Here is a 22,475-nt window from a genome sequence, read left to right as displayed (position 1 = left end):
TTGTATTTCATCCGCTATATAATGGTATCCTAACATAGCAAAAGCAGACACGCATCCTATTGCTAGGGCGTGTCTGCTTAATTTTTATGCAAACAAACGATTATGCGGTCGGCTGCCCCGCAAGATCGTCATACATCGCTTGCAAATCGATCGCCTGCCCGCCGTTCAGGCGGGACTTCTCCGCTGCGAATGCCATCAGGTGGCTGCGCACGGAAACGGTTGCCGACGACAAGCCCTCATCCGCACTGTGTCCGAAGCTGCGCACTTCCTGGAGGAACGCACGCACGATGCCGGAGTCGCCGCCGCCATGTCCCGTCTCCGGCGTATGCACCTTAATCGTTCGCTCTTCCTTCGTTACGAAGTCATGAATGACGAAGCCGTCATCCTCCATATTGCCGCGGATGTCTCCCTTGGTGCCCATCACCTGTACGATGCGCGTGTTGTCGTGCGTGAAGCCGCACATGCTGAACATCGCCGTCGCCCCGCTCGCGAACTCCATATTGACGACCTGATGGTCGACGACGTTGTTATCGGTCTGATAGACGCATTTGCCGTAAGGACCTTCCCATAGCGCCTTCACAATACCTTCCTTCGTATAGTTATCCGTAATTTTGCGTGCCCAGCCTTTTCCTTCGCCCAAATAATAGCGCGGCGCGTGATATTGGCAGCTTGCCTCCGCCGGACACCCTTCGATGCAGCGCGCAGGCGCTCCTTCCGGCTTGTTGCCTTCATGGAAATGCATCAAGGAACCGAAGGAGTTGAGGCGCACACACGGTTCATGCATCAAGTAAGCCAGGATGTCCATATCATGGCACGATTTCTGCAAAATCATCGGGCTCGACTGATCGCTGTTGCGCCAGTTACCGCGGACGAAGCTGTGCGACATGTGCATGTTCCCGACGTTCTCATTGAGTTGGATGGAGATGATATCCCCAATCGCGCCACGATCGATCTCACGCTTCATTGCCGTCCAGAACGGTGTATACCGCAGCACATGGCATATCGTGAGCAGCCGGTTATGACGCTTGGCGGCTAGCTCCATCTCAACGCATTCCTTCGGCTCCGGCGACATTGGCTTCTCGAGCAGCACGTGGTAGCCAAGCTCGAGTGCGCGCAACGTCGGCTCATAGTGCATCCGGTCCTGTGTGCAGACGATAGCTGCATCAGCCAGCTTGTTCTCCCCAAGAATCAATTCCCACGAATCGTACTGCTGCGACTCCGGCAGCTCGAACGCTTCCGCAAAGCTGCGCCGCCGCTCTAAGTTCGGATCGGCCACGCCCACAATCTTGAACTCATGCATATTCTCCAATGCATAAGGGGCATATGCTCGAGCTCCCCGGTCCCCTGCTCCAATCACGATCGCTGTAACTTGTTGCATGTGTCCTCATCTCCCTATTGTAGGTGCTTCGATCGTCTACAGCTCTGATTGACGCTTCGCATAGTATTCGTTCATCTCATCTGTAATTTCCTTTAATTGCGGATCGTTGCGAAGCTGCTCAATCAGCTTATCATACGCTTCGATCGTTTCCTTCCCGATAATGACCTTCGTGCGCATGTCGTCAACCTTCTTCTGAATATCAGGGAAATACCGATTGAATTTCTCAGAGAACAGGCCGCGGTCCGGCTGCGGTACATCGACTTTCTTCCGCTCCGTTACAATGTCAACGTTGCGCTTGTAGAAATCATCCGGCATTCCGATAGCGCTAATCGCCATATCGTCGCTGACCAAGTGGAAGATTGAGGCCATGTTGCCATCCCCGACCATATCCTTCTTCGCTTGATCCGTCGGAATTTTATTTCCATTCTCTTCCTTGTAGTGTACGTCCTTCGCACCGTAGAAGGCAAGCGTATTTCCTTCCGGCCCGTATCCGTAATCCAGGAAGGAGAGAATCTTCTTCACCTTGTCTTCCGGCACTTTTTTCGGTATCAGAAATACACCGTAATATGGGACACCAGAAGGCGTATATTTCACTCCCGCTTTGTTCTCAATCGAAGCGAGCGGAATCAAGTCCGCATTCGGATCGGTCTTGCGGATGAATTCCGTATGAATCCACGCCTGATTCATCGAATACCCGACGCCCCCTGCCTTGCCGCTGCGAATTAAATCGGTCACTTGTGAAAATTTCATAATGGCGAAATCCGGAGGAAGCAATCCATCATCAAACAACTGTTTAATATAAAGCAAAGCTTCACGAGAAGCGTCTTCTGTAATTATAGGCACGAGCTTGCCGTCCTTCAGCTTCCAGTTGCCTTGCGTCTCATTGAATACGTTGTACAGAAAGCCCAATGAAGCAGGCGTCGTTGCATACGGCACCTCATCCGCCTGTCCGTTGCCGTTCGGATCCTTCGTCTTGAACGCCTTCAGTACTTCCCGGAATTCATCTACGTTCGCAGGCACTTGCAGCTGCAATTTATCAAGCCAGTCCTTACGGAACATCGGGAATATTCCTCCGCCGTATGCCGGGTAATAACGTGGAACGCCGTAATTTTTGCCGTTGATTTTGGAATCCCGCCACATCACCTCGAATTCCTCGCGGTTTAAGTTCGGATATTCCTTCAGCAGCTCTGTCAAATCCCAGAACACGCCTTGATCAATCATTTTGCGCAGCTGTGAATTGTCGAGCGTCTCGACGTAGGTCAAATCAGGCAAGTCCCCCGATGCGAGCATTACGTTAATTTTGTCCTCTGCCGTTGTCGGACTGAGCCATGTAATGTTCAGCTTCGTGTTCGTCCGCTTCTCGAATTCCTGCCAGAGCGAGTTGTCCGGACCGATAAACTCCGGCGCATAGTTAATTACCTGAGTTTTAATGTTGGTCACACCGCCGTTGTCGCTGGCGTTGTTGTTTCCGCATGCGGTCATCAGCAATGAGCCTGCCAGCGTGAGCAGAAACGTCGTTTTTAGCCATTTTTTCATAATAGCGACCTCCCTTTTATACTTAATTCCACTTGCACCTTCATGTATAGGTTAGACTGACGTCGAACCATCTTCCGGTAAGGGTACTGCTTTCAGGAGCTACTCCTTCAAGGAGCCAACCATGGCGCCTTTCGCAAAATGCTTCTGTAAAAACGGATATACAAGCATAATCGGAATCGTCGCAATGACAACGGCAGCCATTTTGAGCGTCTCGGTCGGCATTTGCCGATTGGCACGGAAGCTCTCGACCCCCGCTCCTCCGCCCATCGTCGACGGATCTACCAGCATATTTTGCAGCAGAACCTGCAGCGGCCATCTGTTCTGATCGTTGATGTACATCAAGGCATTGAAGTAGGTGTTCCAATAACCTACCGCAAAAAACAAACCGAAAGCGACAAGCGCAGGCAGCGACAACGGCAGCATGATGCGCCAGAAGACGCCGATTTCGTTACAGCCGTCAATTCGTCCAGCCTCCTCCAGACTGTCCGGTATGCTGTCGAAGAAGCCTTTCATTAGCAGGGCATACCAGCCGCTCGTCAAGCTGGGCAGGATTAACGACCAGATGCTGTCGATTAGACCTAAGTTGCGGACGATGAGATAAGCTGGCACCAAGCCTGGCTGGAACAGAAACGTCAGCAAGATAAGGAACATCATTGCACGCCGGAACCGAAGGCGCTTGCGCGACAACGCATAGGCAAGCCCTGCCGTCACGATTAGACTGAGCGCTGTTCCAACCGTAGCCAGAAATGTGCTGACCCCGAGCGCGCTGACGAACAACCCATTGGAGAGCAAGTATCGGTATGCGTCCAAGGTCCATTTTTCCGGAAACAGAATAAGCGGCTTGCTGTAATATTCCGTCGGGTCTGTAAAGGACAGAATAATCGTATAATAAATCGGAAATACGGTAGCCAAAGCAATCAGAATGAGCACCGTAATATTCGTAATGTTGAAGACGCGGTCGCGCCAGCCTTTGTCCGCCATTATCGTTCGTCTCCTCCCAGCTTGTTAATATAGTCCATCTTGACCGAATCTCTTGGCGATCTTGTTAGCAGATACGACGAGTATGACACCCACAATCGACTTGAATAGACCGATGGCGGTGCTATAACTGAACTCGCCTTGCTTAATTCCGATGCGGTACACATATGTGTCAAACACTTCTGCCACATTGGAAACCGCCGCGTTCATCATCAGATAGATTTGCTCGAAGCCCGTGTCCATAATGGCGCCGAGCCGCAGGATGAACAGGATGATAATGACGTTGCGCATGCCTGGCAGCGTAATGTGCCAGATGCGGCGCATGCGGCCTGCCCCGTCCATGACAGCCGCTTCATGCAGCTGCGGATCAATACCCGCGATGGCGGCAAGGAAAATAATCGTCCCCCACCCGATTTCCTTCCAAATCGATTGCGCAGTCAGCAGGCCCCAGAAATAATCCGGGTTGGTCAGCAGGTCGAACGTGTCTTTTCCCATACTGACGAGCGCTTTGTTCACCAGACCTTCCGATTGCGAGAACATAAGGAAGGTCAGACCTGAAATGAGCACCCACGACAGGAAGTGCGGGATGTAAATAAGCGACTGCACGGTCCGCTTCACGATGACATTGCGCACTTCATTTAACATGAGCGATAAAATAATCGGCGCCGGAAAAAAGAACACCAAATTCATCAAACTGATGCCAAGCGTATTGCGCAATAAGATGTAAAAGTCATCATGCGCGAAAAACCTTGCAAAATGCTCGAACCCTACCCAAGGACTGCCTAATACCCCGAAGTAAGGCGAATAATCCTGGAATGCGATGACCAGATTCGTAATCGGAATATATTTGAATATAATAAAAAACAAAATACCCGGCAGCGCCAGAAAGTATAAGTATTTATCGCGCCGGACGTCCTTCCATAATAGCGAATACCTGTCTTCTGGTTTGCTTTGCGGTCTGTCTGGTTCCATTGCTGCGCCAGGTCGTTCCATAGCTCTATCCTGTGGCAAGTTGCTTGTGGTCATATGCCATCCCTCTCTTCTGCTGCTTGTTTGTCCTCTGCGCCATTTCATTGCATGTTAATTTCATTGCATCCATGTCAGTAAATTGAATGTAAACGCTATCATCATTGCCTGCAATTTGAATTTTTTGCCGTATCGTTTAAGACTGCGCTGCAACAGAGTGAAATCATCCAGCTATACGCGCTGTTATGCGGTTTCCAGATAGATCTTGATCGCTGCGCACGCTACCTCCGGAACAACGATTTCCTCCGATTGCACTTTTTTGACCAAGCGAGATCCAAGCTTCCTTAGGTTTATAAACCTGCCTCTACACGCGGTTGCCCCTCTTCGAAAGGCTTCGATACAGGTGTTCTCACAACGATTTTACTTCACGATGAAAGCCTTTTCATTGCTAAAGGATTGTTTTACAATAGTAAAAAGCTCATAACGTCCAAGGATGTGTGATATGTGAAAGCAAGCTTGATCGACCGTCTACAATCCAAAGGAATGCTATATTGGCGAAGCCTCATGCTCGCCATTGTGCTGACCTGCGTCCCCATTGCCGTCATCTGTTCGGCTTTTTTGTATGCCGGCAATGCGCATCTCGTGAAGCAGTTTCACAACAAGCATCAGTTCGAGCTCAATGATGTGGCCAATCAAGTGGACAAGCAATTCTCCCAATTGGTTACGTTCGTATCGCATATGGCGGTGAAGCCCCAATTCCGCTCAACTATTGCCGACATGAACTTCGTCGATCGATTTGAGGAGACAGAGCAGATCTTGTCGACCTTGTCCGTGCTTGAAAATGCGGTGCCGCTCATCGAGCAAGTGTATTTGTATGTAAAAAAACAAAATAAATTGCTGCATCCGAGTCTCGGTGTCCGGCAGCTGGAGCAGCCGGAAGTCACCGGACAATGGTCCGGGCTGCTTGATCCGTCTCCCGATATGTATTGGACTTATGGCCTTGCCCGCCCTTTCGGTCAAGCAGGAACCAAGCATGCCATCGTCATGAAATTGCCTTACAACAGCAGCGCCGACGCCTACGGCGCGATCGTCATTTTTATTAACCCGGCAAAGCTGCACGTCTTCTCCCTTGCCGATCGGCAATCATTTATTTTGGACGGAAATGGCAATATCGCTGCCCGCTCCACTACTAACATAATGGATGAGAGACTGATGCAAGTGATTCGAAAGGAGTGGCCCCATGCCAACACTTCGCTTCAGGACGGGGATGTTGAGGTGAAGCTGGACGGAGAAACATATCTGGTCAAGACCGCTTCATTCAACACGCTCGGGGAAACGTGGGCTTACGTATCCGCGACCCCTCTGTCGGTCGTTACTTCTCCGACGCAGCCGTACACGCAATTAATGATACTGCTCTCTTGCATCGCACTGGCCGCGGCATTGTTCGTCAGTTGGTTCGCTTCGCGCCGCATTTACAATCCGATTCGCCGCGTCATGGAGATGGTCAGCTCTTGGCGCACGCCGGAGAGCGGCATTCGCAACGAATTGGATTATATTGAGCAGGAGTGGAAGGAGTACCATTTCGCCAATGAATCACTGCAGGAGCAGTGGAATTTAGCGATTCCTTCCATGCGTGAAGCTTACATTAATCAATTCGTGCAAGGACAAGCCATTACGTTGGAAGAAGCAGAAATTAAGGAGAAGCTTCGTTCTCTTGAACTGGACATCGAAGGCCGGCGCTTCGCAGCTGTCGTCGTCCAATTGCACAATGCGGAGGAAGCGCGTACGCCGATGTCTGATAAAGACGTGCATCTCCTGACCTACGCCTCGATCAATGTAGTGCAGGAGCTGTCCATGGAGGAGGCAGAGTGCGAGCATGTGCACGTCATGAACTTTTTGGACGGTTCCTTCGGGCTCGTCTTGTTTATGGCGAAGGAGGGTGGGCTTGAGGAGTCGCATCGTCGGATATTGTCCTTGGGCGACCGCCTGATGCGGGCGCTCCACCATACGCTGCGCGTCTATGTTACGATTGTGGCGAGTCGGGTCACGGATAGATGGATCGATCTCCCGCACGGTATGGAGCAAGCGCGGCGCGCCATCAGCTACCGGAACTTCGGGCTGAACAACCAACTGCTCGAAGCGGAGCACGTATTGGCGCACTCTCCTAATCCGATCGAGTCTCCTGTAGATTTGGAGCTTGGAATCATTCATGCACTGAATATGGGGCTTGAAGAGGAAGCAATGGAGAGTCTGGAGCGATTCGTTACCGCGTTGCAGGCAAGTGGCGGCGCAGAATGGATGGTTCACGAAGGCTTGATGAGGCTCATCGGCAGCATTCACCGTTCCCTGCTTCAGCTCGGGCACAACCCTTATGCCGTATTTGGCTTAAGCTGGCAGGAAGAATTGGGTGGACTGCGCGATACGAAAGCGTCGCTCAGCTGGTTCCGCACCAAAATCATTCAACCCTATATCGCCTCGATCAAACGCAGCTACAACGCGCCGATGAAGCACGTAGTGGAAGAACTGCTTGAGCGCATTGAACAGGACTATATGTGTGACCTTTCGCTGGACACGTGCGCAGCAGAGGCAGGAATTAGCACCTCTCAATTAAGCAGAGCCTTTAAACAGATGACAGGACAAAATTTCATCGATTATTTGACTGCGATCAAGATGAACAAATGCAAGGAACTGCTGCTGACCACCGATATGAAAATTAATGAAATTGCCGAATCGGCCGGATACCAGCCCCCATACTTCAACCGCTTGTTCAAGAAGCAGGAAGGGATGACACCGGGACAGTATCGGCAGCAGCACTCCCAGTCATAAGAGCAAACAAGGACACATGCCTGAATATGGCTGTGTCCTTGAGCTTGTCGAGAAACTCGAAAACAGGTGAAAAGGTAACAATTCTATCCTAGCTACATCACCGTGCGCAGCATCGTCTCCATTCGCCGTGCCGCCTCCATCAGCTGCGGCGCACAGGCACGCAGCGTCTCCATCGACATACGGCTCACTGGTCCAGATACGGACAGAGCGGCGGCAAGCTGATGACTGCGGTCGAATATCGGCACGGACACCGCCGCTGCACCCGGCTCCCGTTCTTCTACGCTAATCGCGTACCCTAAGCGGCGAACTTCCTCCAGCTGGCTCAAGTACGTCTCCCGATCCATGCTCGGTGGCCAGCCCGAATCCTGCAGCGCAGCATCACGCTCATACGGCTCGGCGAAGGCAAGCAGCACCTTGCTTGACGCTCCGACAAAGAGGGGCAGCTTGGCGCCTACTGGCGCGACCCGCCGAATCGCCTGATTGCTCTGTACGGCTTGAATGCGGATACGGTCTTTGCCGTCCCTTACATACAAACTCACCGTTTCGCCAATCTGATCACGCAGGTGCTCCATGTCAGGCAGCAACAGCTGTGCTGGGTCGTCTACCTGCGTCAAATTCGCGGCAAGCTCCCATATCCGGTAGCCCAGGCGATACTTGTCGCCATTGCGGATTACAAATCCCCGCTCTTCCAGCGTCGCCATCAGCCGATGGACCGTGCTCTTATTCAAGCCCACCTGCGATGCAATTTCCGTTAAGCTCAAATCGCGTTCATTTGCGAAGCACATCAATATATCAAGTGCGCGTTCCACCGCGCGAACAGTCAACTTCCCGCGTTCCTCCACGTGAATCTCCCTCTTTCGTTCCACAGAATGAAACTTTGTTACATCTAGTATAACGTCCTTTTCCTGCGTCGTAAAGAGACTACAATCAATTTGCCATCTCCGACTAACGTCCCTGATTTCGACATTTTTTACAATGATGTTTCAATGTTACGGCAACGTTACATTCACCTTACAAATCGAGCAGATTCGTTGACCCTAAGCGGCTTACCGCATACGATGGTAGTACAGCTTAAAACGTTTGCAAGGTCGAGCCCCTTTGGGGGACTTTAGTTCTATATTCATCAGATTTTGTCGAAAATCAACACAATCATCGTTGCCCAACACATCCTGGAGGAGGTCATGCATATGAACACACCTGTCGTAACATCTCCATCGCTTCACCCCGAATGGCTTGCTCCTTCCGGATCTGCTCCTGCTGTCGCCCGGCGCATTCGATTGAAGCATGTGGCGATCGCGCTCTCTTTGTCGACGGTGGTTGCCGCACTTCTTATTTTCCTGGCATTGCATGGCTTTATTGCATGGATGTTCGCCAATCCGCAGGTTCCTCCGCTCTTCTCGAACCCGATGGAGGCGAAGGGCATGCGTTATGAAACGGTTGCGTTCCCTGCCAGAGATGGTCATACCTTAGTAGACGGTTGGTACATCCCTTCCGATAAAACGTCCAAACGGACGATAATATTCAGCCATGGCTATGGAGCCAACCGGGAAGAATATTGGGTGCCGATGTATGACTTAGCGCAATTTGCGCATCGGCTTGATTATAATGTGGTCATGTTCGATTACGGATTTGCTTCCGAACAGCATAAGACGAAGGCGACCGGCGGCCGTCTCGAGAAGGAGCAATTGCTCGGTGCCGTACAGCTTGCCAAGGAACGCGGAGCGGAGCATATCGTCGTCTGGGGCTTCTCCATGGGGGCGGGTACCGCCCTGCAAGCATCGCTTCTCTCTCAAGATATCGATGCCATGATACTGGACAGCACGTTCCTGCTCGAACCGGATACGCTGTATCATAACTTAACGCAGTACATTTCACTGCCGAAGCATCCGTCACTCGATTTACTGCGGGCCTTCTTCCCCGCTCTGAACGGCACGAGCCTGCAGCAAATTCCGTACAATGAAGTGAAGGCGACTAACTACGCTATTCCGACCTTCTTCATTCACGGTACTGCGGACACAAAAGCGCCCTACGAAATATCGGAGCAGCTTTCCGCCCGCCAGTCGAATAAACTTTCGGAGTCATGGATTGTGCCGGATGTGCAGCATGAACTTATTTATCGCACACACCGCAAGGAATATTTGGGCAAAGCGGCCGCTTTTCTTAACACAGCCTATCATACCGATGAAGGATATATGATCGCAAAGCCGTAAGCCGCCAAGCTTACGGTTTTTTTGTGCTCTTTCTCATAGTCCAACCTCTGCCGCTAATACACTAGTAGAGGTTGTTTAAAAAGCCCTCTTTTGATCACGAAGTATCTCAAGATAGAATTCGGTATCAAATCTTTTTTGCGGAGAAAAACTCGCTTCGGAATCATACGCTTCGGGTTCTTGCAACCTTCTATGCGCTGAAAAGTGGTCTTTTTGAACACGCAATAGTAAGGAGCTTAGGACGGAAGGAGGGAGTGCATTGCTGCATGTTTACGGACCGCTGATGCCGATTCGCTTGCTAGAAGAAATCGTATTCTGGAAGAGACAGGAGAAGGAACATACCGAGGTGATTCGGGCCATCGTGCCCCAGCTAGAGGAAGTATATGTTCAACTGCTGCTGGAATGGGAGCAGGTCTTTGCCAAGACCGAAGCAACCGCAGCCGCATGGCTGGACAGCGTCGTGAATCATCCGCACGCAATGGATGCCTCGCTTCAGCACCAGCTTGAGCTGCTGCTGAAGGCATCTGTATATCAATCGGAGCAGTTCCTACAGCAGCTTGAGCAAGTGAAACGGCATAGCCATGCGGTGCAGAGCATCCCGCTTGCTCCGATTGTAATCGATCATATTGCAAGCGAGTCCCAATATTTCCTGAACGTCGTGCAGGAGCTTACGCAAGCACCGCTCACTTTGGTAAGTCATGGCGCATCTAATGCGGCAGAGGGCGTCGCCCAGCCAATGGCGCACATTCACGCGGCAATCGACAGGGGCAATGCTTCCCCATACCAAGTGAGCCCATCAACTAGCGGAATGCCGTGCTGGACTACATCGGCATTCGACGCCAAGGAGGAATTGTACGAATCCGTGAATACGTCACATCAGCAACCGGGCGTACGCGCCTATATCGGTAACTCGCGGGCTTGGCATCCCGGCGGAGGACGGCAAAATTCAACACCCGCAGGAGCGTTCAATGCTTCGTCTGTACGCAGCAATAGCGTCGAACCTATATACAGCTCCGCGTCCCGATCCGCGAACCAGCCACTCCCAGATTCCACATCGGCATCTAGCTACGAATCCTCGGAGCGAGCGGATGAAGCCTTTGTCCCTATCGGCGGACATCGTCTGCCTCCGCTGCCTTACGCCTACAATGCGCTCGAGCCTTATATCGATGAGACGACGATGCGCATTCACCATGACAAGCATCATCAGAGTTACGTGGATGGCTTGAACAAAGCCGAACTCGCGCTTGCCGAATCACGTCGTACCGGCAACTTCGATCTGATTAAATACTGGGAGAATGAACTCGCCTTTAACGGTGCCGGCCATTATTTGCACACGATCTTCTGGGACATTATGAATCCTCGCGGCGGCGGGCAACCTACAGGCGCTTTGCGTAAGCAGATTGAACATGATTTCGGAAGCGTCGACGCCTTTAAGCAGCAATTTTCCAAAGCGGCTGAGAAAGTGGAAGGCAGCGGATGGACCATCCTTGTCTGGAGTCCACGCAGCCGCAGGCTTGAAATCCTTCAGGCAGAGAAGCATCAAAATCTGTCCCAATGGGATGTTATTCCGCTGCTGCCGCTTGACGTGTGGGAGCATGCTTACTATTTGAAGCATCAAAATGAGCGCGCCAAATATATCGATGACTGGTGGCATATCGTCTATTGGCCAGCCGTAGCCGAACGCTTCAGCCAAGCCCGCAAGGTGAAGTGGACGCCTTATTGAAGATCCCCGTTTTCGTTGTTGCGCCTCTCCCCCTTCGTTCTGTACAATAGAAGACAAACGCGAACTCATGTGCGGCTTCCATTGCCTCACACGACTATCCGCAGTCTAAGCGGCTCCACCGCCGCTTTTTTCTTTTGTTTCGGTGCATACTAAAGAGTACATTACAATAGAAAGGGGTGAGGTGATTTGCTGAAACCGGTCGTAAAATGGGCAGGCGGCAAGCGCCAACTGCTCTCCGAAATCCACAGCCGCCTACCGCAAATAAATTGGAACCAAGCTTCGTATTTCGAACCGTTCATCGGCGGTGCGGCGCTCTTGTTCAACATCGCGCCTGAGCGGGCTGTTATTAACGACGTCAATCCGGAGCTCATCAACCTCTACCGTACGATAAAGCAGCAGCCTGATCAGCTTATTGAAGCGCTCCGCATCCATCGGAATGAAGAGAGCTATTACTATGAAGTGCGAGCATGGGATCGCGATGCGGAAGCTTATGAGCGACTATCTCCCGTTGAGCGGGCCGCGCGCCTGATTTTTTTAAATCGGACATGCTATAACGGTTTATATCGTGTCAATGCGTCGGGGCAGTTCAACGTCCCGTTCGGCAAATACAAGCAGCCGGATATCGTACAGGAAGAGACAATCCGGGATATATCCGCTTATTTTAACCGTACGGACATCCGCATTACAGAAGGGGACTTCAACGCAGCCGTCAACGGAGCTCAAGCCGGGGACTTCGTCTATTTCGATCCGCCCTATGACGTGCTGACGAAGACCGCCGCCTTTACTTCGTATGCCAAGGAAGGATTCGGCCGTGAGGAGCAGCTGCGCTTAGCCGAAGTGTTCCGGGATTTGAGTGATCGCGGAGTATATGTCATGCTGTCCAATCATGCGACAGACTTTATTTTGGAGCTGTATGCCGATTTTCATATCCATATCGTGCAAGCCCGGCGCAACATCAATTCCAAGGCAAGCGCGCGTGGCAACGTGGACGAGGTGCTGGTATTGAATTACGAACTTCACTGAAGGCGGGGAAACGGAAGTGACGACAAGCAGGCTAAGACAGAAGGACCTGATCTGGAACGAGCTGTTCGAGCAATATCGGATTTTGGAGCACATTGAAGCGCAGGGCTTCTTCACGATCACGAGCGAACAAATCAACGGACTGCGCCCCGGTGTGCAGGCACGCCTGCAGTGCAAATTCGACTCCTCCGGCGAGCTGTCGCCCTGCTTTGCCGATCATCAACTTGGCATCCTGCCGGTATCGAACGGCGTGTACATTATCGCTCCGTTTCCGATTTTTCATCCGCTTGATCCCATTGAGAACATTGCGGTAGAGAAAGCGTATCTTCGCTTTCCTGCCTTTCAGACGATTCAAGCCGACGGGACAAGCTCCACCAGTGAAGCGAACGCGCTTCATACCGCCCATATGACCGACATGCTGCATCGATTTCGCGGCATCGAAAGCTCCGAACCGCTGGAATTAACGTTCAGCGGGCGGATGCGATCACCGGAATTCTCTTTCTATGTAGGCTCGTATTTGGAACCGCTTCAGGTGGAACGCAGTCAACAGATGGAGATCGACGCCGGATTCGAGACGATGCGGGAAATTCTCATTTTGGAAGCGAAAAATAAAATTCCGCAGGACTTCTGCGTCCGTCAGCTCTACTACCCTTACCGGGCGCTTAACCAGCGGCCCCAGCTGACGAAGCCAGTCATTCCAATCTATTTTCTCTATTCGGACGGAATCTATTATTTGTTTGAATATCAGTTTATTGAACCACTCCGCTACGATTCCATCTCGCTTGTTCGCAGCTGCGCATACCGGATTGAGGGCGGGATGACGAAAGAGCGTATTTTGGCCATTGCCGCAGAAACGCCAGTGGAAGCTGAGCCGGATGCAGCCCCCTTCCCGCAAGCGAACTCGTTCGAACGCTTTATGAACGTCATGGAGCTGCTGACGGAGGAGGACTTGTTGAAGGCGGATATTCACCGGATATACCGGTTCGCTCCACGGCAGACCGACTACTACGTCAATGTCGGCGTCTATTACGGGCTGATCGAGACCTACCGCTCTACTGACGGCATGGCCGTCCGGCTGACCGCTGAAGGAAGAGACTTGATGCAGCTGCCGATGCAAGGTCGGCATGAAGCTATCGTTCGTAAGCTTTTCTCCAAGCCGGCCATCCGCGACATCCTGTTGCAATGCATGTACCGTGACGGTCAAATATCCGATGAGGAAGCGGTGCAACTAATGCGCCAACATGGCATTGAGCTACAGCCTTCGACCGAGCGGCGGCGGGCGCAGTCCATTATTGCATGGTATTCATGGATGAAGCATTTGATGGTCTAGTCTATCGTTAATTTCCCTTCCATCACAGTGACGGCCTGACCTGTCAGCAATGCCCGCTCCCCCTGCAACTCTACCTGCACCATGCCTCCGCGGGCAGAGCACTGTTCTCCGATGAACGAGGTCCGTCCCCATTTCTGCGCCCAATAAGGAGCCATCGTACAATGCGCGGATCCTGTTACCGGATCTTCATTTACACCGAGACTTGGAAAGAAGCAGCGGGAGACAAAGTCCGCCCCATCCATTCGTCCCGGAGCGGAAGGAGCGGTCACGAGTACGCCAATCACTTCCTCATCGCAGCGCAGGAGCTTCTCCCAATCCGGCTTTAATTCGCGCACCGTCTGCTCCGAGTCTGCCTCGACCAGCAATTCGATGCGGCTGCGCGCCATCCCCAGTATGGAGCAGCCCAGCGCTTCTTCCAACCGTCCCTGCAGACCTTCATCACTGACCATCACGACAGATGACGCCGGAAAGTCGAGCGTGATTTGTCCATTCTCCCCATAGAGAGAGTAGAGCGTGCCGCTCATCGTCTCAAAAGCGATCCGTTCTCCCTCCGCTAGCCCCTGCTCACACAACACATGCGCGCTCGCCAGCGTAGCGTGCCCGCACAGGTCTACTTCCACCTGCGGCGTGAACCAGCGCAGGCGATAACGGGAGCGGTCTCCTTCTTCCAATGGGATGATGAACGCCGTTTCCGACAAATTCATCTCCATCGCGATCTGCTGCATCTGTTCGCTGTCCATCTCATGTTCCAGCAGACAAACCGCTGCGGGATTACCGTGAAACGGCTTATCCGTAAATGCATCCACAGTGAACAATTTCATATGTATCCCTCCTTAATTCCCTATCATACATGATCTCATAAAAAATAGGCACCTCCTGCCAATTATGACAAAGAGATGCCTAATATCTGCTTCATATCGTTAATGATAGCGGTCGCCTACCTATTCCGCATTACCCTTCCTGCTTGGTGAAATATTCGAACAAATCGCCACGCGCTTCTTCCAAGTAGACGAGACGCGGTTCGCGCTCAATGCGAATCTTCAAGCGCTGCGCCGTCTTCTCGAACAAGTCCACCCCATCGTTCGTGCGGATGATGAGCTTCTGCGGACGAGCTCCCTTCTCCTCGATGAGCTGTAAGAAATGCTCTAAGAACTCCTGCTCGAAATTGCTGTCATAGGCAACATGGAAACCGACCGCTGCTCGCGTCAGCCGATCCACCCACAGACAAAGACGCGGATAATATGGACGTTCGCCTTCTCCCTTAACCGCTACCGGCGCATAGAAAAATTCCGTCTCCCAGTGACCTTTCTTGTTCGGGAAGCGCCGCATGATATCGTTCAGACGGTCCTGATTCTCGAGCTCGACTTTCACCGGACGATTCAACACAAAGTCTGGATCGAGCCAACGGTCAATCCACTCGCCATTCTCCTGCGCGCGAACGAGCACCTGCCCTGAAGTCGGCGGCATCAGAAGCTCTTCATCCTTCTTTACCCGAGCCGCAAGATCTATAGCCTGCTCCAACGCAGTCGTCAAGAACCGAACCTGGTTCTCATCAAGCGTCCATGGAACAAGCCCCGGATCATACGCTCGGAACATTGGCCACGCGTTGCGGCCGCGGAAGCGGAATCCAAGTTCCTTAATTTGCGCCAGATCATGCTTCTCCAAATCCGTACGGTCCTCATACGTAGCCATCATGCAATTTTGACGGTGAAGCCAAGCATAACGCTCGTCGCGCTCCAACAGCATATCATTCAAGCTTTCCAAGCCTTCTCCGCCGCGGAACACGGTAAGGCCGAACAAAGTTTCACTTGCTCCCATAATACTGCAATAACCAACCTTGCCGTCCTCTGGGTTCAGCACGCCGAAGATGCAGTTATCGGACATCCAATTCCAGCTTCCTTGTTTCTTGAATGCCGTGGCTGCTTCATACAGCCTCGCCCAAGCGGCCTCCTGTTCCGTCATTTCCGTCCCCTGACCTGCATTTGCTTCCAATTGCTCTATGTTTGCCTGTGTCATGAGCTCTTGTCATTCCTCCTGTCTGAATTCAAAAAAACCCGTTCCATTGCCCGGAACGGGTTCCATTTGTTCTGTTAACCCACTTGCACCTAATTACTTAATTAGAGACAAAAATTCCGCGCGCTGTGCCGCGTCACTTCGGAAGCTGCCCCGCGCCGCCGATGTGACGGTTTTGCTGCCAGGCTTCTTCACTCCGCGTGCGCACATGCACAAATGCTCGCCTTCGACGACGACCATCACACCGTGAGGCTGCAACACCTCATCCATTATATCAGCAATTTGCGAGGTAATGCGTTCTTGTACCTGCAAACGCCGCGACACCGCTTCAACCAGGCGGGCCAACTTGCTTAAGCCGGCAATCTTACCGCTTGGAATGTAACCGATATGCACCTTGCCGAAGAAAGGCGCCATGTGATGCTCGCATTGGCTATAATACGTAATATCTTTTACGATGACAAGTTCTTCGTGCCGTTCGTCAAAAGTTACCCCTAGCACATCCCGAGGATCGACTTCGTAGCCCGCGAAGATCTCTTCATACATACGGGTCACACGCGCCGGAGTTTCTAGCAATCCTTCCCGCTCGACATCCTCTCCGACAAGCTTCAGAATTTCCTTCACGTGGTACTCGATCTGTTCGCGATTCGTACCAACCTTCATGTTAACATAATCTTTCAAGCCAGCCACGACCGTTCCTCCTTTCACCGTGCCGTGCGAGTCAAGTGCCGCACCGTACGATTACTTCTTTTTATTGTTGTTCTTCATCATTTGCTGTGCTTTCTGCATCTGTTTCGAATTCAAATTATACCCCATCTGCTTCGCCATCTTCTGCAGCATCTGAGGGTCGGACTGCATCTTCTCCATCTGTTTACGCAAATAAAATACACCGACGGCAAAGCCGATAATAACGCCCACGATAAGCATTACAATTCCTGTTATCCAATACCACATCTGCCCCTGGTCACCCCAACATCATCTAGTTTGAAAGCTGTACATTCATACGTAAAAAAGCACGATTTTGTGCAACTCTACCGCAATTATGATAGCATGTCCCTCTCCGTATGACAAATATCCCCTATTAAAATCGGTAAGACACGCAACTTCAATATGAAATGCCTTCCAATTGCAACAATATTTCTTTTTTGTTCATGCCTCCGCCGTAACCTACCAGTTGCCCATTCGCTCCGATAACACGGTGGCACGGCACAACGATAGAAATCGGATTGCGGTTGTTGGCTCCGCCTACGGCGCGAACAGCTTTCGGGTTGCCTATAGCTTCCGCAATTTGCTTATAGGATCGCGTCTCCCCATAAGGGATATCCATTAATGCCTGCCATACCTCTTTTTGAAAAGTTGTTCCTTGCAAATCAAGTGTCAGTTCGAACGTCTGCCGTTCTCCTGCGAAATACTCCTCCAACTGTCGGCACGTTTCCTGTAGACGCTCAGGGTGGCGCTGCAGTGCTACCTTGCCGTAATCGCGCGCCGCGCGCGCTTGCAGCGCCTCTGCCATCTCAAGTACGCCTCCAAACTCGATGGCGAACAATCCGGTCGCTGTCGCGGCAAGTGTCAATGGACCGACGGGCGAGTCCATTTCCTGCACGTATAGCGGTTCTACATGCGTGGCGAATTGTTGCTCCGCCTCTTGAATTGCCTGCTGCACGGTTTCATCCTCCTCGCGTTTCTGAGCTTGCTGTAAAGTCTGCCACGCCTCCGGGCCTCCAATCTGACCGAGCGCCCAAGCCGCGGTTGCCCGAATTTCCGGGCGTGTGTCGCTCACCAGCAGTGTCCGCAGGGCAGGCACGCCGCTCCGATCGCGGAAGTTGCCGAGCGCCACGATGGCATTGCGTTGAATCGGCTTTTTACCCCGCCAAGAAGCTGCACTTGTGCCGAACTGCTCCTTAAATTGCCGATTCGACAGCTCCAGCATCGGCACAAGCAAGGGCTTGGCCTGTTCAGGGTCTGGCTGCATTTCCTCATGGTGCGTCCAATTCATCCCCTTATTTTTCGGGCAGACGATCTGGCAGGTATCGCATCCATAAAGCCGATTGCCCATCTTCACCATCATTTCGTGGCTCAGCGTATCCTTCGATTGAGTCTGGAATGAAATGCAGAGCTGCGCATTCAGCTGTCCAGGCCCAACCAAGGCACTTGTCGGACACGCATCGAGACAGCGCGTGCAATCGCCGCAATCCTCCGTCACTGGGTGATCGGGGGGAAATGGAATGTTCGTAATCATCTCCCCCAAATAAATCCACGAGCCCCACTGTGGCGAAATGATCGAGCAATTCTTGCCGCTGAAGCCGATGCCAGCGCGCTCTGCCACCGCCCGGTCGCTTAGTTCGCCCGTATCCACCATGCTCTTCATTCGCAGCTCCGTATCCGCCACACGCTCACGGATGAAAGCCTCGAGCCGTTGCAGACGGTCCCGCAGCACATGATGGTAATCCATTCCCCATGCGGTGCGCGCGAACAAGCCTCGGTAAGCGCCGTGCTTCGACTTCGGGGCACCCTCCAGCTTCGACGGATAGGCGACTGCTATGGCTATAATGGAGCGCGCCTCTTCAAGCAACAATTCAGGCCGTGTCCGCTTCTCCAAGTCAGGCTCCTCAAAGCCCGAGGCATAGCCTTGATCCACTGAATGCTGAAGCCGCGCCTTCAGTTCGATGAACGGGTCTGCCGTCGTAAAGCCTACTTGATCAATGCCGAGTGAAGGCGCCGCTTCGATAATTTCCTGCTTCAACTGGTGCCATCTGAATGATTGTGCCGCATACGGCTGCCTGTCGGCCGACTTCGCTTGCGCATCTTGTGACTTCATCGATTCGAGCATCCCGTTCACCTCCTTATTGCTAGCATTCCCACAACATTGTTCATTCGTTACTCGTCATATACACATCGCTACCCAGTGACCGCCGTAAAACAGAACGGCCCTAACTCCCGGGACCCGGATTCCCTGAGCAGGCGCCGTTCGTGTAAATTTCCAGTTCTTTCGCCATTGTGCTTCCACTCTGACAGCACGGTTCAGCCATACCGAGAAAGTCAAACACACGCATATTCATACCATCTGCATCATTGTCTTACTGGTTATCTTCATCGCTTGTGGCTGTCACAGCCCGCTTCCAATCTTCATAATACGAGCATACCGATTCCTCATGAAAGGGAGCCGTGCCGTGCCGTATACGGTTCAGAAGACATTCCAATCCCGCGCTTACTTTACGTTCCACCAGCTCGGGGTAATGGTAAATGTAGCGATTCTGTTCGTATTCATCTTGGTCGACGATGTGCACCTGTCCGTCCGTCATGCGAATGACATCCAAGTCGTAATCAATATAGGTGAACGTCTGCCCACATCGGTACGGCGGAGAAGCAATATTGCAATAATACCGTACTCCTGTATCTTCAATTAACGCGACGACATTGAACCACTGCTTCGGGATAAAAAATGTAACAGCTGGAATTCTGCTTACCCACTGCTTGCCGTCAGACTCTTGAATCGGAGTTTGGCAGTTAATCAGCACATGCATATCTTCCTTCACATGATCCGGGTGCCGCTTAGAAGAGGGCACAAGCCAGTTCTCCAGCCACATACGGTGCAGGTGACCATCGTGTTTGAAACTTTTCACAAGCGCTTTCTCATAATGATCCATGCTTATTCCTCGGCTTTTGCGTTCTTTTTAACTTTATTAATAGAAAAGCATATCTTCTCCCCGATTGCAACGGTTGAAAAGATATGCCTTAAGATACAATCATTGGTTGTCTATTTCTGTGGATGCAACAGCCATTTTAACCGGCTACAATCCGAAGCTGCTGCAAAGAGCGCAAGACATCTTTAGCTCCATACCCTAATGCCTCGAACCAAGGCAACACGACTTCCGTATGCTCATCAGCGGCAATCATAATGTTCTTGACGCGGCGTTGCTGGAACTTCTGCTCCAATCCCGCTACCAGCGCTTTGCCTACCCCTTGATTTCGGTAATCCGGTTGGACGGCAAGGCGGTAATAGTACCCGTTATTGCGATCAATGGTACCGATAGCCAGTCCGACAATGGCCTGCTCTCCGTTACTCTGTTCCTGCTCGGCGACGAGCACAAGCTCACCATCCAAGGATAACTGACGCGCGAATGCTTCCAACGTCTTTTCACAACATTCCTCTGACAACGATGCCATCAATAACTGGGTAGCCGGAAGATAATCCGACAAACGAAAGGATCGAACGTTCATGTCTTACTCTCCCTCATCCTGAGCTTGGTTTCTGTTCGGTTGTCTCTGTCTCACACCTGTCTACGCCTGGTCACATCAATCTCTATGTCATTATTATTGTATAGTACATTTACAAATACGACAAAAAACGCGAAATTCCTCCTTTATCACTCAATTTCCACAAAAAACACAGAACAATCTCCTTTTCTCTCTTGTAAACGCTTTATATAAAGCGTTTACATCCCTTATGCGATCCAAAGGTTTAATTTTATGGTAAATGTGGAATTTTAGTTAAAGCTGTTTCGTTCTTGTTATCAGGTTTGAATGGATGAAATTGGGGGTAATGATATAAAGTCGGAAGAAAAATGAATAACAGACTTTTGCAACATTTATGTTGATTTATTCCGCAGCTTCATGTTTAATTAGAAGGAGAACACTTACATATTATTGGGAGGTATGAATGATGGCACATCAATTACCACCGCTTCCATATGCAAACAATGCATTGGAACCACACATTGACGAAACGACGATGATGATTCACCACGATCGTCACCACAATACGTACGTAACGAACTTGAATGCAGCATTGGAGTCCGCTCCTGAACTGCAAGGTAAGGACGTACACGAACTGGTTGCCAACTTGGACAGTGTTCCTGAAAGCATCCGCACAGCTGTTCGCAACAACGGCGGCGGACATGCGAATCACTCCTTGTTCTGGGAAACAATCGGCCCGAACGCAGGTGGACAGCCTTCCGGCAAGCTGGCAGAAGCGATCGAGCAAGAGCTCGGCGGCCTCGACAAGTTCAAAGAAGACTTCGCCAAAGCAGCTACAACTCGCTTTGGCAGCGGCTGGGCGTTCTTAGCAGTTGACAGCAATGGCAAATTGTCCGTATTCAGCATGGCGAACCAAGACAATCCATTGATGGAAGGCAAGACTGCTGTCCTCGGTTTGGACGTATGGGAGCATGCTTACTACTTGAAATATCAGAACAAGCGCCCTGACTACATTGCTGCGTTCTGGAACGTAGTAAATTGGTCTGCAGTTGAGAAGCGTTACGAAGAAGCATTGAACAAGTAATTGTTGAATCGGTTTCTTCACAATAAGAAACTCTTACTAATGAAAGAGTGCTACATTGGCACTCTTACTAATGAAAGAGTGCTACATTGGCACTCTTTCTTTTATTGCATATGGAGGTTTCACCGGTTTGTACGTCAATCCTCCGGGCTCCCCTAGCTCATTGGTACAACCGGTTTGATTGACACGGAGCTTACACCTTCCGAGCGCGCATCGCGAGGCGGTGCACCGCATACACGCCTGCCAAGTATACAGCATAGATAAGCAGCACCATTGGCACCCGAGTCCAATCCCCAAGCAACTGCTCTCCTACAAAGGCGAACACCAGCATGACAGGCAACTTGCCTAGCGCCGTAGCTACAAGGAAGGAAATGAACGGCACGGACATCAGCGCTGCATAAATGTTGATAGCCGCGGCAGGCAGTATCGGAATGGTGCGGGCAATCAGAACAGTCATCACTGGGTTCTTCTCCATCATTCCGTTCAACTTCTGAAGCGGAGCAATGCGCTCCATATATCGTCTACCTCGTTCCGCACAGCCGTACCGCGCAGCGAGGAACATGACAGCCGCCCCTAACGTCGAAGCAGCCATATTCAACAATCCTCCCGTCCATAGGCCATACGTCGCTCCAATCATTCCTCCGACAATACCGAATGGTATGACAGGGAATAACGAAATGAGCGCAGCCGCCAGAAACATTTCCAGCATCATAGTTACATCCCCGGCTGACTGCACCCCCGCTACCCATGCCAGAACCTCTTCCCGGTAATTGAAAACTCCGGCTGCTACCAATAAATACATCGCCACGGTTATCCATTTCCCCATGTTCTCACCCCTTTTCAGCATCCCGAAATTAGCCTTCTTTGGCATCTTCAATATCTGTATCTCTCCGGCATAGCGGTATCTGCGACACTTTTCTTACACTGACCTACTATAGTCCAGCTAGTGCAATCTTAATACAACCCTGCTTTTTCCGGCAAACGCATTCCATTGTACGCTCAAACATACTCCTCCTACACCCTGCCTTATTGTCGCATTCTCATACGTTAAATTGTTGTAGCTCCCATCCGTTTTTTCCTCCGATAATTATGTTCGAATCCTTAACCGCTCCGACCCGACTATATTTTGAATAAACATCTTAGCAATACTCTCCCACTCATTCAGGATGCTACATCTGATTTCTCATCGAATTCTGTGGATTACTTTAAGGGCCATACCTTAT

General features: G+C 51.4%; 19 protein-coding genes and 1 pseudogene. 6 read left to right on the top strand and 14 right to left on the bottom strand.

All coding sequences use genetic code 11. From position 1 onward, the window contains the following. Positions 1-100: 100 nt before the first annotated feature. The 4 genes from M3650_RS23700 to M3650_RS23685 all read right to left on the bottom strand — a co-directional run bounded on the left by M3650_RS23700 (position 101) and on the right by M3650_RS23685 (position 4,864). A complete protein-coding gene (locus tag M3650_RS23700) occupies positions 101-1,378 on the bottom strand; it encodes a Gfo/Idh/MocA family protein (RefSeq protein WP_251578375.1) in 1,278 nt (425 codons plus the stop codon). Between the two features lie 36 nt (positions 1,379-1,414). Further along, entirely contained in the window at positions 1,415-2,914 is a 1,500-nt protein-coding gene (locus tag M3650_RS23695) for an extracellular solute-binding protein (RefSeq protein WP_251578373.1), read from the bottom strand. Between the two features lie 99 nt (positions 2,915-3,013). Further along, positions 3,014-3,895: a carbohydrate ABC transporter permease gene (locus tag M3650_RS23690; protein WP_251578371.1), complete on the bottom strand. Its 882-nt coding sequence runs from the start codon at positions 3,893-3,895 to the stop codon at positions 3,014-3,016. 24 nt (positions 3,896-3,919) lie between these two features. After that, complete coding sequence (locus M3650_RS23685) at positions 3,920-4,864, bottom strand: ABC transporter permease (protein ID WP_251578521.1); 945 nt, start codon at positions 4,862-4,864, stop codon at positions 3,920-3,922. A gap of 498 nt (positions 4,865-5,362) precedes the next feature. Here M3650_RS23685 and M3650_RS23680 point away from each other — a divergent pair, with 498 nt between their 5' ends. Next, a complete protein-coding gene (locus M3650_RS23680) occupies positions 5,363-7,684 on the top strand; it encodes a helix-turn-helix domain-containing protein (RefSeq protein ID WP_251578369.1) in 2,322 nt (773 codons plus the stop codon). A 92-nt stretch (positions 7,685-7,776) separates the two neighbouring features. Here the strand turns inward: M3650_RS23680 and M3650_RS23675 are convergent, their stop codons facing one another. After that, positions 7,777-8,526 carry an IclR family transcriptional regulator gene (locus M3650_RS23675; protein ID WP_251578367.1) on the bottom strand — a complete coding sequence of 250 codons (750 nt, stop codon included), beginning with the start codon at positions 8,524-8,526 and terminating at the stop codon, positions 7,777-7,779. A gap of 345 nt (positions 8,527-8,871) precedes the next feature. Here M3650_RS23675 and M3650_RS23670 point away from each other — a divergent pair, with 345 nt between their 5' ends. The 4 genes from M3650_RS23670 (at position 8,872) to M3650_RS23655 (ending at position 13,964) form a co-directional block, all read left to right on the top strand. Further along, positions 8,872-9,894, top strand: a complete 1,023-nt coding sequence (locus M3650_RS23670; RefSeq protein WP_251578365.1) for an alpha/beta hydrolase — start codon at positions 8,872-8,874, stop codon at positions 9,892-9,894. 256 nt (positions 9,895-10,150) lie between these two features. Further along, positions 10,151-11,614: a Fe-Mn family superoxide dismutase gene (locus M3650_RS23665; RefSeq protein WP_251578363.1), complete on the top strand. Its 1,464-nt coding sequence runs from the start codon at positions 10,151-10,153 to the stop codon at positions 11,612-11,614. A gap of 186 nt (positions 11,615-11,800) precedes the next feature. Next, the gene (locus tag M3650_RS23660; RefSeq protein ID WP_251578361.1) at positions 11,801-12,637 is read left to right on the top strand and encodes a DNA adenine methylase; all 837 of its coding nucleotides are present in this window, start codon (positions 11,801-11,803) and stop codon (positions 12,635-12,637) included. A 16-nt stretch (positions 12,638-12,653) separates the two neighbouring features. Then, positions 12,654-13,964, top strand: coding sequence for a type II restriction enzyme (locus M3650_RS23655; RefSeq protein WP_251578359.1), 1,311 nt, complete (start codon positions 12,654-12,656; stop codon positions 13,962-13,964). On the opposite strand, the gene M3650_RS23650 is transcribed toward M3650_RS23655, so the two are convergent. The 8 genes and pseudogenes from M3650_RS23650 to M3650_RS23610 form a co-directional block, all read right to left on the bottom strand. Next, positions 13,961-14,785: a PhzF family phenazine biosynthesis protein gene (locus tag M3650_RS23650; RefSeq protein WP_251578357.1), complete on the bottom strand. Its 825-nt coding sequence runs from the start codon at positions 14,783-14,785 to the stop codon at positions 13,961-13,963. The genes M3650_RS23655 and M3650_RS23650 overlap by 4 nt on opposite strands. A 130-nt stretch (positions 14,786-14,915) precedes the next feature. Then, positions 14,916-15,980, bottom strand: a complete 1,065-nt coding sequence (locus tag M3650_RS23645) for a DUF7309 domain-containing protein (protein WP_251578355.1) — start codon at positions 15,978-15,980, stop codon at positions 14,916-14,918. A 93-nt stretch (positions 15,981-16,073) separates the two neighbouring features. Further along, positions 16,074-16,664 (bottom strand): GTP cyclohydrolase I FolE, encoded by a 591-nt coding sequence (folE, locus tag M3650_RS23640; RefSeq protein ID WP_251578353.1) that lies wholly within the window; start codon positions 16,662-16,664, stop codon positions 16,074-16,076. A 51-nt stretch (positions 16,665-16,715) separates the two neighbouring features. Next, complete coding sequence (locus M3650_RS23635; protein ID WP_019421001.1) at positions 16,716-16,928, bottom strand: YneF family protein; 213 nt, start codon at positions 16,926-16,928, stop codon at positions 16,716-16,718. A 151-nt stretch (positions 16,929-17,079) separates the two neighbouring features. Further along, entirely contained in the window at positions 17,080-18,804 is a 1,725-nt protein-coding gene (gene queG / locus M3650_RS32090; protein WP_285848634.1) for a tRNA epoxyqueuosine(34) reductase QueG, read from the bottom strand. A 75-nt stretch (positions 18,805-18,879) separates the two neighbouring features. After that, a pseudogene (locus tag M3650_RS23620) lies at positions 18,880-18,970 on the bottom strand (ribonuclease HI); the annotation flags it as partial. 81 nt (positions 18,971-19,051) lie between these two features. Beyond that, positions 19,052-19,621, bottom strand: a complete 570-nt coding sequence (locus tag M3650_RS23615) for a DUF402 domain-containing protein (RefSeq protein ID WP_251578351.1) — start codon at positions 19,619-19,621, stop codon at positions 19,052-19,054. 136 nt (positions 19,622-19,757) lie between these two features. Next, positions 19,758-20,195, bottom strand: a complete 438-nt coding sequence (locus tag M3650_RS23610) for a GNAT family N-acetyltransferase (RefSeq protein WP_019420998.1) — start codon at positions 20,193-20,195, stop codon at positions 19,758-19,760. Positions 20,196-20,637: 442 nt separating this feature from the next. Between M3650_RS23610 and M3650_RS23605 the strand changes: the two genes are divergently transcribed. Continuing rightward, positions 20,638-21,255, top strand: coding sequence for a superoxide dismutase (locus M3650_RS23605; protein ID WP_019420997.1), 618 nt, complete (start codon positions 20,638-20,640; stop codon positions 21,253-21,255). 190 nt (positions 21,256-21,445) lie between these two features. Here the strand turns inward: M3650_RS23605 and M3650_RS23600 are convergent, their stop codons facing one another. After that, positions 21,446-22,078, bottom strand: coding sequence for a TVP38/TMEM64 family protein (locus tag M3650_RS23600; protein WP_251578349.1), 633 nt, complete (start codon positions 22,076-22,078; stop codon positions 21,446-21,448). Between the last annotated feature and the right edge of the window lie 397 nt (positions 22,079-22,475).

Origin of the sequence: Paenibacillus sp. MER TA 81-3 (assembly GCF_023713585.1) — a bacterium.
Taxonomy (GTDB): domain Bacteria; phylum Bacillota; class Bacilli; order Paenibacillales; family Paenibacillaceae; genus Paenibacillus_B; species Paenibacillus_B profundus.
The sequence above is the reverse complement of the archived record's forward strand: the minus strand, read 5'-3'. Positions and strand labels throughout refer to the sequence as shown.